Here is a 13,202-nt window from a genome sequence, read left to right on the forward strand (position 1 = left end):
CCCACGGTGTCGCGTGCGGAGTTGTCCAGCGCGGTGACCTCACGCGGCCGTCCACGCGTCCGACCGCCGGAGCTGCCGATGGGCGGGGCCCAACAGCGTTGTCCGGCAAGGGACTACGGGCGATGCTCCCGGGTGGCTTCCGGTTCCACCGCGTTCAGTTCACGCGCCTCGACGCCGTCCGGCTCCGAGTCCCGGGGCCGGGGCACCGCTCCGCCGCCGTCGGCCGGAACGGGGCTCCGGCGCTGCCGCAACTCCAGCCACACGGCCAGCAGCACCAGCACCAGGGCCAGCGCCCACATCCCGTACGGGCCGGCGTCCGAGAGGATCCAGAACACCAGCGCGCCGGTGGCCGCCGTGTCCGCGAGATCGCGTTCGGACGCCTTGGTCGTTGTCAGGGACGCCTTCGCGACCGGGAAGACCTCGGTGCCTTGCGCGGTGGCCGTGATCCCCTTGCTCGACTCCAGCGCGATCGTCACCCCCGTCTCGGCGTCGACATAGCCGGTCATGTTGGTCGTGGAGACGTACTCAAGCGGCACGACGTCCGGCTGCGAGGCGAGCGGCGCCGCCGGGTTGATGGCCAATAGCGCGGTCTTGGGCAGCGCGGCCGGCAGCGCGTCCTTGACCGCCTTGTCGGCCAGCGGCCCTTGGGCGACGATCCGGTAGATGTAGACCTTGCGCCCCTCGCGGTCCTCGCTGCCGTCGTACCTGGCGGGCACGGTCGTCTGCGTCTCGGAGTCCCAGAACGGGTAGTCGCGCTTCTCGGGTGTGAGCGGGAACCCCGCGCTGAGTCCGGTGTGCGGTTCCGCCTGCGCACCCTTGGGTGTCGGGCGTTCGAGCAGGTTCCTGCGGTCTACGGCGTACTGGTGCTCGCTGGTCGACACCACCGCCCCGGTGGGGCCGAACACCTCGGTGCGGTCGTTCAGGACGATCGTGGAACCCGCCGTGTGCACGGCCTTGACCTTGCGGTCGGCGGTCACCGGAAGATCCCGGATGATCGCGTTGGCGAAGTCGCCCTTCGCCATGGCCTGCGGGTCGAGTGCCGTGATCGTCCCCTGGAACTTCATCGTGCCCTCGGCGTCGTCGGGCATCTGGTGGAGCCCCGGGTACACGGCGAACTTGCTTACCGCTCCTGCCGCGACAAGCAGGACCGATACCGAGCTGAGTATCCATGTTGCGCGTCGCACGGTGGCCTCCCGTGGTTCTCGTCGGCTGATCGAGATGATCCAGGGGAAGTCCGGGCGTGTACCCGGAATGACGGTTTCCCTACACACAGCGACGTTTCGTGGTAGAGGACCTTTCACGCCACTTGGCCGCAAACCAACCTTCAGGAAGCCGCGCGCAGGGTGTCGGCGATGACCCGATAGCCGCTGCGCTCGGCGTGCCGCAGAGCGGTGACGCCGTCCTTGTCGGCGATGCCGGGGTCGGCGCCCGCGGCGAGGAGCAGGCGTACGACCTCCTGGTGCTCGCGGCCGCCGTCGCCGAGGATGACGGCCTCCAGGAGCGCGGTCCAGCCGAGGTTGTTCACGTGGTCGACGTCGACGGTGGTGTTGGCGGTCACGAAACGCACGTATTCGACGTGCCCGTGCTCGCCCGCGGGGATCAGCGAGGTCCCGCCGTAGCGGTTCAGTGCGGTGAAGTCCGGATCGGCGGGAAGGAGCGCCCGGGCCATCTCGACGCTTCCGGTCACGCCGGTCACCAGCCATGCGGTGTCGTTGCGGTAGTCCTTCGCGTCCGGATCGGCACCGGCCGCGACCAGCACGCGCGCGGCGTCGACACGGTCCTCGACGGCCGCGAGCAGCAGGGGCGTGCGCCGGTCGCCGTCGCGCGCCTCGATGTTCGCGCCCCGCGCGAGAGCCGCGCGCACCGCGTCCGCGTCGCCCCGGCGCGCGGCGTCCAGGAGCGCCTTGTCGTCCGCGGGCGTGCCGCGCGGCGGAGTCGTGGCCGCGTCCGCACCGGGCGCCGCCGGTACGCCGGGCGCCGCCGGTGCCGGGCTTCCGGCCCCGGAGGCGGCACTGCCGGTGTCCGTCGCGGGCGGGGCCGCGTGGCCGGGCACCACACCGGCCGTCGCGGACGCCGGGGTCTCGGAGGCGTTCGCGCGGGCCTCGCCGTCGTCCGACGCGCATCCGCTGATCAGCACCGCCGCGGCCGCCCCGAACACCAGCACGGCGGCACCGGGGCGCCCGCCGGGCACGCGGATCCTGCGGCGCCGCGCGGCCGTCCGGGCGATGCCGCCCGGGATCATCTCGGAGGCCTTCGGGTCTCGGTTCATGGCAGCCGGTCCTTTCTGTCGCGCCGACTGCCTCCATCGTCGCCGCGCCCGGGCCCGCCCCAGGTCCACGAAGCGGCTCGCGCCTCGGGCCCGACCGGTCGACCCGAGGGTCAACCGATCGGATGATGCGTGCTGCGCGCCTCCCGGGCATCCTCCAACTGCCCCAGCAGGCCGAGCACCGTGCGGTCCAGCGAACGCGCGGAATTGGTCAGCGCCACGACGGCCACGTCCCTCGCCGGCGTGAAGCCGACGAACGACGCGAATCCCCCGGTCCGCCCGTTGTGGAAGAACTGCCGGTAGGTCTTGCCGCGCGGACCGACGCTCACCCACCCCAGGTGGGTCCTCATGAACGGACTGCTCGCGTGGTCCACCGCGTGCGACAAGCGCACCGCGTCACCCAACGGGCTGCTCTCCGGGTGGAGTTGCGCGCGTACGAACGTCACCAGATCGGCGGCGGTGGAGCGCAGGCCGCCGGCCCCCGCGAGATCCGCCATGTCCCACGGCCGCACGGCCTTGCCGCGTTTGTTGTGGCCCTGGGCCATCCGGGACTCGCGGCCGATGTCGAGTTCCACCATCGTGTCCGAGAGACCGAGCGGCCCGGCGATCTCCCGCTGTACGAGCGCCTGGTAGCCGACGCCGGCACGCTCGGCAAGGGCGAGCCCGAGGAGTCCGCCGCCGAGATTGGAGTAGCGGAAGCGCTTGCCCGGGACCGCGCCGAGCTTGGTGGCGGCGAGGCCGCGCAGCAGCATCTCGGCGGTGCAGTTGGCGTACGGGTCCGGAGTTCCGGGGCGCAACAGCGCGCGCTTGAGCATGCCTTTGGGCAGGCGCGGCAGGCCGGAGGTGTGAGTGGCCAGGTGTTCGAGGCTGATGTGGCGGCCGTCCCGTGAGGGGACCTGCGACCAGGGCGGCAGCAGGTCGGCGAGCGGCTCGTCCAGGTGCACGGCCTCCGCGACTGCCAGACGGGCGAGGAGGAGGGACGTGAACACCTTCGTCACCGAGCCGATCTCGAAGAGCGTCTCGGCGTCGGGTGCGGCGCTCGCGCCCTCGCCGATCCGGCCCGCTCCGGCATACTCCACCGCGCCACCCGAAATCGCGGCCACCACCGCCCCGACGTTCTTCTGGGCCGTCAGCTTGTCGGCGGTGTCCTGGGCGAAGCGGGCGAGATCCGTCATGCGGGAATCCTGGCGGATCCGCGGGTCGCGCCGAGTCCCCCACCCCGACGATTTCCCGCAGGCCGCCGGTCCTCCCCCGGCAGGAGAAGCGGAGGGCCTCCTACTCCCGGTGGGTACGCGGCGGTGTGTACGACCGGGAGGAACTGTGGTGCGGGGCGGCAGGAGGGCCGGGGGCGCGGGGGCCAGAGCACGGGCCGAAACCAGCGCGTGCGGCCAGGCCAACGCGCGCGGGGCGACGCTGACGCGTGGGGCCAGGCCAACCTGTGGGGCCGAGGCCAACGCGCGGGCGTAGGCCAACGCCGGGCCGGGGCCGACGTGTGGGCCGGGGCCGACGCGTGGGCCGAGGCCGACGTGTGGGCCGAGGCCAAGGTGCGGGGCGACGCCGACGCGTGGGGCCAGGCCAACCTGTGGGGCCGAGGCCGACGCGCGGGCGTGGGCCAACGGCGGGCCGAGGCCAACATGCGGGCGTAGGCCAACGCCGGGCCGGGGCCGACGTGTGGGCCGGGGCCGACGTGTGGGCCGGGTGACGGGGTGCGGCCGCCTCACTGCGGCGACCTCGCTGCCGCTACCTCACCGCGGTGCCTGCCGCGGACGCGGCGGCCCCACCGCCGCGACCGCGATTGCCGGCCCGACGCCGTCGCGAACTCGGCCTGCGCCCCGGCTCCCGGGCTACGCCTGTCCCGTCTCGAAGCGGCTGATCTTGTTGCCCTCGACCGTGAAGCGCCACGACGTGCGCATGCTGCCCCAAGTGTCGTTGCGGTAGTCGGCGACGAACGCGCGGCCCTCGTCCGACTCCTCGACGACGTCGATGTGCCCGCGCGTGGTGAAGATCTCGCGGTCGGTCCATTCGCCGAGATCGCGCTCGGTGCCGTCGTCGGCCATGGTCGCGTTCGGGGTCAGGACGGCGGCGAACGCCTCCCGATTGTGTGTGTTCACCGCCTCGACGAACGAGCGCACGACGGGGTCGGTGAGGTTCTTCGTCTGCACCATCAGGCCTTGCTCCTTGCCGAGTTGCGTGCTGTGCCGGTGCGGCCGCCGCGCGGGCGGTCCGCTGACCAGTCGAGCACGTACGGCCGGGGTCGGCGCGCGCGAATGCGCGGAACGGGTGACCCGGCGCGGGAGCGCGTCCCGCTACCAGACGTCGCCGCCGCGCCAGTCGCACGTCAGCGGCTCCGTCGGGTCGAGCGGTAGGCCCGCCTCCCAGTAGAAGACCCCGCCGTCCTCCTCCGGCGTGGCGGCGATGCCCCCGGGCGCCAGCACGGACGTGGGGCCCTGCCAGATCCGCCAGCCGCGTGCGAGGTAGAGCCCGGCGCCCTCTTCGCTGGTGCTGAGGGCGCCGAGGTCGTACGCGCGCTCCACGATGCGCTCGCACGCGGCCATCAGCGCGCCGCCGTGTCCGCGGCCGCGGCGGTCCGCCCGTACGCCGACGCCTTCGACGTACCCGCAGCGCACCGGTCGTTCGCCCAGCAGCATGCCGCGCTGGACGACCGCCGCGTGTCCGATGAGAGCGTCCCCCTCCCAGACCAGCACGTGCATGCCGCCCAAAGTGTGGGCCCAGTCCGCGTCGGCGAACTCGCCGTCGAACGCGTCGTCGAGAAGTGCGCGCGACGCCGCGAGCGTGGACGCGGGCAGTTGGGAGGTGTGGGCAACCTGCGGGGCGGTCATGGGCTCATCGTCACAAACCGGCAGGCGGCGCGCCCATCCGTTTTCACCGGCGGCGCGACGCGCGCCGGTCACGCCCCCGTGTGGAACCGCCGGTGCAGGGCGCGGATGCGGTCGTCGAGTTCGGGGACGGGGCCCTCGACGGTGATGCCCGGGGCGACGTCGTTGACCGGCAGAGGTCGGACCGGACCCTGCGGTACGTCCAACTCCCCAAGCCAGGCGGTGAGTTGGGCGCTGGACGCGACGTACACGATGCGCCCGAGCCCCACCCACGCGTGCGCGGCGGAGCACATCGGGCAGTGCTCGCCCGAGGTGTAGACGGTCGCCGCCGCGCGGTGCTCGGGGGCCATGTTGGTCGCGGCCCAGCGGGCCAGTTCGAACTCGGGGTGGCGGGTGTGGTCGCCACCGGACACGCGGTTGCGGTCCTCGGCAAGGGCGATGCCGTCCGCGGCGGCGAGGACCGAGCCGAAGGGCTCGTCGCCGGCGTCGAGGGCTTCGGCGGCCAGTTCGACGCAGCGGCGGAGGTGTTGGAGGTCGGTCTCGCCGAACTGCCGGTCGCCGCGGTGTGCAGAGGTCACGGGGTCACTCCTGGGTGGGTGGTTCTTGGTCGTGCGGTGGTTGGGTTCCAGCCGGGGCGTCACAGCACGCGAATGTGCTTCGCGCTGGTCCAGGCGCGGCGCGCGGCACCGCCCAGCGCCGAGTCGGTGTTGGGCCGGAGCGCGAGCCCGGCCGACCGGGCTATGTGGTCCGCGACCTGGGCGACGGGCAGGTCGTCGGTCCAGATGTGCTCCGCGAACTCGTCGTCGGCCAGGCGGTCGAGACAGGTGTCGAGCTTGGCCACCGCGAAAGACTCACGGCGCAGTGCGGCCCGGTCGCCCGCGAGGAAGGACAGCGCCCGGCCGACCCCGCGCTCGGCGAGCCGCCGCAGGACGGTCTCGCGGGTCGCGAGGAGGGCGAAGTGGCGCACATCGTGCCCCTGCTCGCGCAGCCGCCCGACGGTCTCGCGGAAGTACGCGGGCTCGACCACGGTCATGGGCGCGATCACGGCGCCGTCATGGCGTCGCAGGACCAGGTCCAGCACCTCGAACACCCCCTGGCGCCAGGCAGAGAGGTCCTGGAAGTCTCCGCGCAGCGACCGCGGCGTCATGCGGTGCAGTCCGAACCCCGCGTGCTCGGGATCGCACACCACGCTGCCGGGCAACCGCCGGTTGAGCTCGTACGCGGTCTGCGTCTTGCCCCCGCCGAACGGCCCGTTGATCCACACCAACATGCCCCGAGCCTACGATCCGCCGCGGCTGATGGACGGCACCGCGGTGCATCGCTCCGCATGCCGTCCGGAGAACTAAAGTTCCACCCCATGGCAATCGCTTCCGATCCTCCCCCGCGTCTCGGCAGTCTGGCCTTCCACGGACCGCTCTCCGAAGCCCGCGCCGGGCGCATTGTCGCGCGGCTCGCCGCCGCCTCGCCCGCCACCGTCCTTGACATCGGCTGCGGCTGGGGCGAAATGCTGCTCCGCGTTCTGGAGGCCGTCCCGGGATCGACAGGCGTGGGCCTCGACATCAACGCCGAGGATCTGGCCAGGGGCACGGACCTTGCGAAGAGGCGCGGACTGGCCGGACGGGTCGAATTCAGCGAGGAGTCGGCCCTGGGTACGGCGCGCGGGCCCGCCGACGCGGTGCTCTGCCTGGGGGCTGGTCAGGCGCTGTGCGATCCCGAGCAGCCGTACGATCCCGGCGTCGTACTGCACGAACTGCGCCGCTTGGTCCGCCCGGGCGGACGCGTCGTCCTGGGCGAGGGCTTCTGGGATCGTGCCCCCACCGACGAGGAACTCGCGGCTATGTGGCCCGGGGCCCACAGGGGCGACCACCTACGACTCGGCCCGCTTGTCGACCTCGCTGTCGAGGCCGGCTTCCGGCCGGCCTGGATCGAGTCGGCGAGCCGTGAGGAGTGGGAGGAGTTCGAGTCCGGCTACCGCCACGACACCGAACTCTGGCTCGCCACGAACCCGGACCATGCACTCGCCGCCGAGATCCGCGAACAAGCCGACCGCCAACGGTCGTCCTGGACTGACGGCTACCGCAACATTCTCGGCATCGCGTACTTGACCCTTGTACCGGTCACCAGAACCTGAATGTTGTCGAAATCCGTGAGTGGACCGGGAGTATCAACCGGGCTCCGAGTTGTCGGCCCTGTTCAACAGTTCACAGCCACGTAGGACACGGTCTTGGTCCGGCGACCGGGTCTCCCCGGGTTCCACACCACCCGGCACGTAGCCCCGCGCCCGTTGCCGGAGTCTGCGCAGGCAGCGCGGGCAGCGCGGGCAGCGAGCCCGACACATCACGGGCGTCAGCCATGCGCAGCCCTCAGCGCCCGCTCTGCGCGGGGTCAGCCGCCTGCCGTCCCCCGGCCTCGACCTGGGCGTCCGCCCCCGCTCGCGGCGACCGACATCCCGGCGCGCCACCCGCGCACACCGGCCGCCGCACTCCGCTTCCCCGCAGCAAACCTTGTGGTTAACCTGGTTAACTACATAGGGTCGCGGGATGCGTTCGATCGTGGTGGAGCAGGCGGGCGGGCCCGAGGTCCTGGTGGTGCGCGAGGCCGCGCGGCCGGTTGCGGAGGCCGGACAGGTCGTGGTGAGGGTGGCCGCCGCCGGGGTCAACTACGCCGACGTCATGATGCGCAGCGGGCGCACTGCCGCGCCGTTCCCCCTCACTCCCGGGGTCGAAGGCGCCGGAGTCGTCGACGAGGTCGGCCCGGACGTGTCCGGTGTGGCCGTCGGGGACCGCGTCGCGTGGTCGCCGGTCGCGGGCGCCGGCGGGTGGGGCTCGTACGCCGAATACTCCCGCGTCGCCGCCGCCCAACTCATGCCCGTCCCCGACGACATCCCGCTGCACGCGGCCGCCGCCGTCATCCTCCAGGGGCTCACCGCGCACTACCTCGCCAACGAGCAGTATCCGGTCGGGCCCGGCACGACCGTGCTGGTGCACGCCGCCGCCGGAGGCACCGGCCAGACCGCCGTGCGTTGGCTCAAGCGCCTCGGTGCGACGGTGATCGGCACGGTGTCGACGGACGAAAAGGCCGCCCTCGCACGCGCCGCCGGGGTCGACCACGCGATCCCGTACGAGGGGTTCGCCGACGCCGCCCGCGAATTGACCGACGGGCAGGGCGTGCACTACATCGTGGACGGGGTCGGCGGCAGTACGTTCCGCGCCGATCTCGACGCCGTCCGCCCACGCGGCCATATCTGCGTGTTCGGACAGGCCGGCGGCGTACCCGACCCCATCTCGCCGATGCAGTTGATCCCCAAGTCGATCACCGTCGCGGGCGGCTACATGACCAACTTCCTGCGCACGCGCGACGAGGTGCTGGCGAAGGCGGACGCCGTGTGGGCGGGCGTACGCGAAGGCTGGCTCGCCCCTGATCCCGCCACCGTCTTCCCCCTCGACGCGGCGGCCGACGCCCACGCGCGTCTGGAGGGCCGGGCGAGTACGGGAAAGCTCGCCCTCGTGGTCGCCGCCGAGGGCGCGGCGGGCTGAGCCACCCGAAACCGTCGGCTCCCCCTTCCCCGCGACTCGTGATTGCCTCCCCCGGGCCCGGGTAGCGGCGCTCTGCGGAACCCGGCCGGGTACCCGATGCCCGGCAGCAGCAGGCGACCGATCGAGAACGCGGAAAGGAGCGACCGCCATGCCCCGCGGATCCAGCCCCAAGAGGGAACGCCAGTACGAGCACATCAAGGACAGCGCCCTGGATCGCGGCGAGAGCAGGAAGCGGGCCGAGGAGATCGCCGCCCGTACGGTGAACAAGGAGCGGGCGCGGCACGGCGAGTCCAAGACGGCGAGCAAGTCGTCCACCCGCGACATCTCGTCCGGTCGGCGCGGCGGACTCCGCTCGCACAGCGGTTCCGGCGGTCCGACGAAGGACCAGCTCTACGCCGAGGCCAAGCGGCGCAACGTCAAGGGCCGTTCCACGATGACCAAGAAGCAACTCGCGTCCGCGCTGGGCCGCTGACCCGGGGCGGAGGCAACCACGGAGCGCCCCTGGACACCCAAAGTGATGTTTGTTTGACTGGGCGTCACAGACACGGGGGATGTGACGCGATGCCGCGCGAACGGTGCCGAACAGGCCGCTTACTGCGGATACCGCCAGGCCGGACGCGGCCCGGCGGTTCCCGTGGTGCTCCTCCGTACCGAACCGCCTCTGCCACCGAGTGCGACGTCCGGGGGGCGCGGTCGGCACGCCGCCACCGCCCGGCGTGCGCGCTGCGGATTGCGGGCCTTCCCTAGGGAGACACAGCGCCATGACGCATGCACCCACACGTGCGGCCCTGGCTTCCGTGGCCGCGCCGCGGTTACGACCCCTCGACGGACCTCCGGGGCCGGTTCCGCCGCAGAGGCCGCGCGGTTCGAGCGGGCGGCGGATCACCGAGGGCGAGTTGGTCGACGACGAGCTGCGCGTCAGCCTGGACGAAAGGACCGTCAGCGTCGGCTCGTGCATCCTCGAACTCACCTTCCTGGAATTCGAGTTGCTGGCGCACCTGCTGCTGCACCCGCGCCAGGTCTTCTCCCGGCGCCAGCTCATGGAGACGGTCTGGGGCTACCCCGAGGCCGGCGGCGGGCGCACGGTGGACGTCCATATAGCCCGCCTCCGCCGCAAGTTGGGCGCCCGGCATCGCGACCGCCTCGCGACGGTGCGCCGCGTCGGGTACAAGTACGTCCCGCACGACATGACCGTGCTGCCCTCGCGAATCCCCCAGCCCAGAACGCGCGTTCAGACACCCGTCGGGTAGCCGTGGCGTAGCCCCGCGCCTGCCGCCCCCTCAGACCCCCTGGCGCCGGATGCGCAGCGCCAGCCACAGGTCGAACCGGTCGCCGCCGTCGTCGAGGCGGCGGCCGGTCGCGGCCATCGCCTTGTCCATCCGGTTGCGCACGGTGTGCCGGTGCACGGCCAGGCGCCGGCTGGTCTCGTCCCAGGAGCCGCCCGCCTCCAACCACGCCTCCAGGGTTGCGGTCAACTCACCGTTGCCGTCGGCCTGTTCGAGCGGGCCGAGGACGGCGTCCGCAAAGCCCGCCAGCGCGCCGCGGTCGGCCAGCGACAGCAACAGGTCGCCGGACGCTCCGCGTTCGTTCTCGACCGGGCGTCCGGCCCGGCGGCTGAGCGGCACCAGGGCGCGTGCGCCGCGCATCGAGAAGGACGCGTCCTCGGGCGCCGTCAGCGGCCCGATTCCGGCCGCGGCCCCGGGCGCGAACCGTGCGAGGACGTCGAACACGTCGATGTCGCCGCCGCAGACCACCTCGACCATGTCCCCGACGACGCGGACCAGCCCGCCGGGCACGGCGAGCGCCAGGTCGGCCGCGAGGTCCGTGCCCGTGACCGCGTCGGATCCCCCGGCGCTCCCGACCGCACTCTCGACCGCGAAGCCCCGGACCGTCTCGGCCGCCAGGCCCGCGGCCGCCAGGACGTCCCGCGCCCGGTCCGCCGTCGTGTCCGGGGCGAGCAGGCGGCCGAGCAGCGCCGCCCGGCGTCGGCGCACCGGTTCGTCGGCGAGGTGGCGGCGCTCCAGTTCGAGGGACAGCAGCGACACGAGCCCGGATGCCAGCAGCCGGGCGTCGGCGTCGATGTGCCCGGCGAGGACGAGCAGGCCGCGCAGCCGTTCGGCGCCCAGCGGCAGCACCTCGACGCGCACCGCGGTGCCGTCCGCCGCCCCGGCGGTGCTGCTGCCGCTGCCGTGCAGCCCGCGTGCCGCGACCCGGCGTACCAGGTCTCCGGCGTCGGCGAGCAGCGTGCCGGGGTCCTGGGCGGCGTCGGCGATGAGGCGGCCGAGGGGATCGGCGACGAGGGCGTCGACGCCGGTCGCCGCGGACCAGGCGCGCAGCGTCGCGGTGAGGCCCTGGCCGGACGCCGCCGCGGTGGTCAGCCTGCGCTGCGCCTCGAAGGCGCGTTCCAGGGCACGGCGGCGCAGCGCGGCCCGGGCCTCGAAGACCGCCTTGGTGACGGCGATGAAGGGGACCTCGTCGGGGACGGTGAGCAGCGGCATCCCGGCCGCCCGCGCCGCCCGCACCAGCGGGTCCGGCGCGCTCTGGTACGGCAGGTCGCGCCCGAGCCCCAGGACCAGCCCGCAGGCCCCGGCCCCGCCCGCGGCCGCGTCGCGCACGTAGGCGGCGCAGGCCTCGTCCGTCATCGGCAGCAGGAGCCCGATGGTCATCAGCAGCTCGCCGCCTTGCAGCCACTGGCCGGGGGTCAGCAGCTCGGACACGTGGGCGGCCTCGATCGGACGGCCCAGGTTCCGGTGCCCGGCGGCCACCGTGAGGCGCAGTTCCGGGATGGCGACGAGGTCGGCGATGCGCAGCGCGCCCTCGCCGCCCGGCCCGGCGCCCGCCGGGGTCCGGCCGCGCGCCGAATCGCGTCCCGCCGCGGTCCCGCGCGGCACATCCTCCGATTCCATGGACATATTGTCCATGATCACGGATCAGAATCGACATTGCATCGATCGTTTACCGTGGGAAAGCGGGCGTACGGTCGCACCGTCCCCACCCCGCGCACCCCAGGAGATCTGTATGGATGCCACCGCACGCCCCGCGGACGGGCCGGTGAGAGGCTCCGGCTCCGGGCGGGTCGACACCCTGGTCGAGACCCGGTCGATCGACTACGTGCCGGCGAACGAGCGGCACGGCAAGGTGTGGCACCAGGGCCCGTTCTGGTTCACCGGCAACTTCGTGCTCACCACGATGGTGACCGGCTTCCTCGGCCCGTCCCTGGGCCTCTCCCTCGGCTGGTCGGTGCTCGCCGTCGTGCTGGGGGCCTGCTTCGGCACCTTCTTCATGGCGTTCCACGCCAACCAGGGCCCGCGCATGGGCCTGCCGCAGATGATCCAGTCCCGGGCGCAGTTCGGGCTGCGCGGCGCCATCCTGCCGTTCGCGGCCGTGGTGTTCGTGTACGTCGGCTTCAACGTGTTCAACGTGATCCTGGCGACCGAGGGCCTGCAAACGGTGCTGCCGGGCGGCAAGGTCTTCTGGTACGTCGTGCTCATCGGCGTGGCGGTGGTCCTCGCGATCGTCGGGCACGACCTGCTGCACCTGGTGCAGCGGTGGCTGACATACATCCTGATCGCGGTCTTCGGCGTGCTGACCGTCGGCGCGGCGGTGAACCTCGACGTGCAGTCCCCGGCGGGCGGTGGCGGCTGGGACTGGACGTCGTTCCTGATCGTGTTCTCGGCCGCCGCCGGGTACCAGATCAGCTATGCGGTCTACGTCTCCGACTACTCGCGCTACCTGCCCGCCGACGTCCCCGCCCGCAAGGTGATCTGGTGGACGTACGCCGGCGCTGCGGGTTCCGCGGCGTGGCTCATGTCCCTCGGCGCACTGATCGCGTCGGCCCTGCCCGAGCCCGGCGCCATCGCGGCCGTGCGGCAGGTGGGCAACGACATCGTCCCCGGCTTCGGCACGTTCACCGTGCTGCTGTCGTCGGTGGCGCTGGTCGGGATCATGGCGGTCAACGCGTACGGGGCCATGCTCACCACGGCGAGCGCGGTCGACGCGTTCCGCCCGGTGCGGCCGACCGTGCGTGTGCGGGTCGCGGGCATCGGGGCCATCGCGGTGGTGGTGTTCGTGACCGCGCTCGCGCTCCCCGACGACTACCTGGGCAACTTCAACGACTTCGTCCTGATGATGCTCTACTTCCTCGTCCCGTGGACCGCGGTGAACCTGACGGACTTCTACTTCGTACGGCGCGGACGCTACTCCATCACGGCGATCTTCGATCCGAACGGCCCCTACGGGAACTGGTCGTGGCGCGGCATGACGGCGTACGCGGTCGGCTTCGCGGCGATGGTGCCCTTCTTCTCCACCACCTTCTTCACCGGTCCGGCGGCCGAGGCGCTGGGTGGCGCGGACGTGTCGTTCGCGGTCGGACTGGTGGTGTCGGGCGTGTTGTACGTGGTGCTGTGCCGGGGCATGGAGTTGGAGGAGCCGGACGTACCGGAGGCTTCGCCGCGCTGGGACGCCCCGGGCGGCGGCGCGGGTGCCGACGGGACCCCGGCGCGGAACACCGCGGGACGGCACGGCGGTTCGGCGCCGCGGACACCCACCGCGGTCTGATGTGAG

At 72.8% G+C, this 13,202-nt stretch carries 14 protein-coding genes; 6 read left to right on the plus strand and 8 right to left on the minus strand.

The genetic code is table 11. The features are described from left to right. Nucleotides 1-113 precede the first annotated feature (113 nt). The 3 genes from ACRX5S_RS04750 to ACRX5S_RS04760 form a co-directional block, all read right to left on the minus strand. On the minus strand, nt 114-1,184 hold the full coding sequence (locus ACRX5S_RS04750) for a porin PorA family protein (protein WP_436771459.1): 1,071 nt from the start codon (nt 1,182-1,184) through the stop codon (nt 114-116). Between the two features lie 140 nt (nt 1,185-1,324). Continuing rightward, nucleotides 1,325-1,897 carry an ankyrin repeat domain-containing protein gene (locus tag ACRX5S_RS04755; RefSeq protein WP_436771709.1) on the minus strand — a complete coding sequence of 191 codons (573 nt, stop codon included), beginning with the start codon at nt 1,895-1,897 and terminating at the stop codon, nt 1,325-1,327. Nucleotides 1,898-2,379: 482 nt separating this feature from the next. After that, on the minus strand, nt 2,380-3,441 hold the full coding sequence (locus tag ACRX5S_RS04760; RefSeq protein ID WP_436771460.1) for a serine hydrolase domain-containing protein: 1,062 nt from the start codon (nt 3,439-3,441) through the stop codon (nt 2,380-2,382). A gap of 207 nt (nt 3,442-3,648) precedes the next feature. On the opposite strand from ACRX5S_RS04760, the gene ACRX5S_RS04765 reads away from it, so the two are divergent. Beyond that, entirely contained in the window at nt 3,649-3,912 is a 264-nt protein-coding gene (locus ACRX5S_RS04765) for a hypothetical protein (protein ID WP_436771461.1), read from the plus strand. A gap of 198 nt (nt 3,913-4,110) precedes the next feature. On the opposite strand, the gene ACRX5S_RS04770 is transcribed toward ACRX5S_RS04765, so the two are convergent. The 4 genes from ACRX5S_RS04770 to ACRX5S_RS04785 all read right to left on the minus strand — a co-directional run bounded on the left by ACRX5S_RS04770 (nt 4,111) and on the right by ACRX5S_RS04785 (nt 6,373). Next, a complete protein-coding gene (locus ACRX5S_RS04770) occupies nt 4,111-4,431 on the minus strand; it encodes a nuclear transport factor 2 family protein (RefSeq protein WP_436771462.1) in 321 nt (106 codons plus the stop codon). 141 nt (nt 4,432-4,572) lie between these two features. Beyond that, complete coding sequence (locus ACRX5S_RS04775; protein ID WP_436771463.1) at nt 4,573-5,106, minus strand: GNAT family N-acetyltransferase; 534 nt, start codon at nt 5,104-5,106, stop codon at nt 4,573-4,575. A gap of 68 nt (nt 5,107-5,174) precedes the next feature. Further along, on the minus strand, nt 5,175-5,681 hold the full coding sequence (locus ACRX5S_RS04780) for a nucleoside deaminase (RefSeq protein ID WP_436771464.1): 507 nt from the start codon (nt 5,679-5,681) through the stop codon (nt 5,175-5,177). Between the two features lie 59 nt (nt 5,682-5,740). Continuing rightward, nucleotides 5,741-6,373 (minus strand): AAA family ATPase, encoded by a 633-nt coding sequence (locus ACRX5S_RS04785; RefSeq protein WP_436771465.1) that lies wholly within the window; start codon nt 6,371-6,373, stop codon nt 5,741-5,743. An 87-nt stretch (nt 6,374-6,460) separates the two neighbouring features. Here ACRX5S_RS04785 and ACRX5S_RS04790 point away from each other — a divergent pair, with 87 nt between their 5' ends. The 4 genes from ACRX5S_RS04790 to ACRX5S_RS04805 all read left to right on the plus strand — a co-directional run bounded on the left by ACRX5S_RS04790 (nt 6,461) and on the right by ACRX5S_RS04805 (nt 9,889). Then, nucleotides 6,461-7,234, plus strand: coding sequence for an SAM-dependent methyltransferase (locus ACRX5S_RS04790; RefSeq protein ID WP_436771466.1), 774 nt, complete (start codon nt 6,461-6,463; stop codon nt 7,232-7,234). 409 nt (nt 7,235-7,643) lie between these two features. After that, a complete protein-coding gene (locus ACRX5S_RS04795; protein WP_436771467.1) occupies nt 7,644-8,639 on the plus strand; it encodes a quinone oxidoreductase family protein in 996 nt (331 codons plus the stop codon). A gap of 148 nt (nt 8,640-8,787) precedes the next feature. Beyond that, nucleotides 8,788-9,111, plus strand: coding sequence for a plasmid stabilization protein (locus ACRX5S_RS04800; protein WP_436771468.1), 324 nt, complete (start codon nt 8,788-8,790; stop codon nt 9,109-9,111). 289 nt (nt 9,112-9,400) lie between these two features. Then, entirely contained in the window at nt 9,401-9,889 is a 489-nt protein-coding gene (locus tag ACRX5S_RS04805; protein ID WP_436771469.1) for a winged helix-turn-helix domain-containing protein, read from the plus strand. Between the two features lie 30 nt (nt 9,890-9,919). Here ACRX5S_RS04805 and ACRX5S_RS04810 read toward each other — a convergent pair whose 3' ends face one another. Then, nucleotides 9,920-11,545, minus strand: a complete 1,626-nt coding sequence (locus tag ACRX5S_RS04810; protein WP_436771470.1) for a PucR family transcriptional regulator — start codon at nt 11,543-11,545, stop codon at nt 9,920-9,922. 112 nt (nt 11,546-11,657) lie between these two features. Between ACRX5S_RS04810 and ACRX5S_RS04815 the strand changes: the two genes are divergently transcribed. Further along, nucleotides 11,658-13,196 carry a purine-cytosine permease family protein gene (locus tag ACRX5S_RS04815; RefSeq protein WP_436771471.1) on the plus strand — a complete coding sequence of 513 codons (1,539 nt, stop codon included), beginning with the start codon at nt 11,658-11,660 and terminating at the stop codon, nt 13,194-13,196. The last annotated feature ends 6 nt before the right edge of the window (nt 13,197-13,202 follow it).

The organism is Yinghuangia sp. YIM S09857 (assembly GCF_051388915.1).
Taxonomy (GTDB): Bacteria; Actinomycetota; Actinomycetes; order Streptomycetales; family Streptomycetaceae; genus Yinghuangia.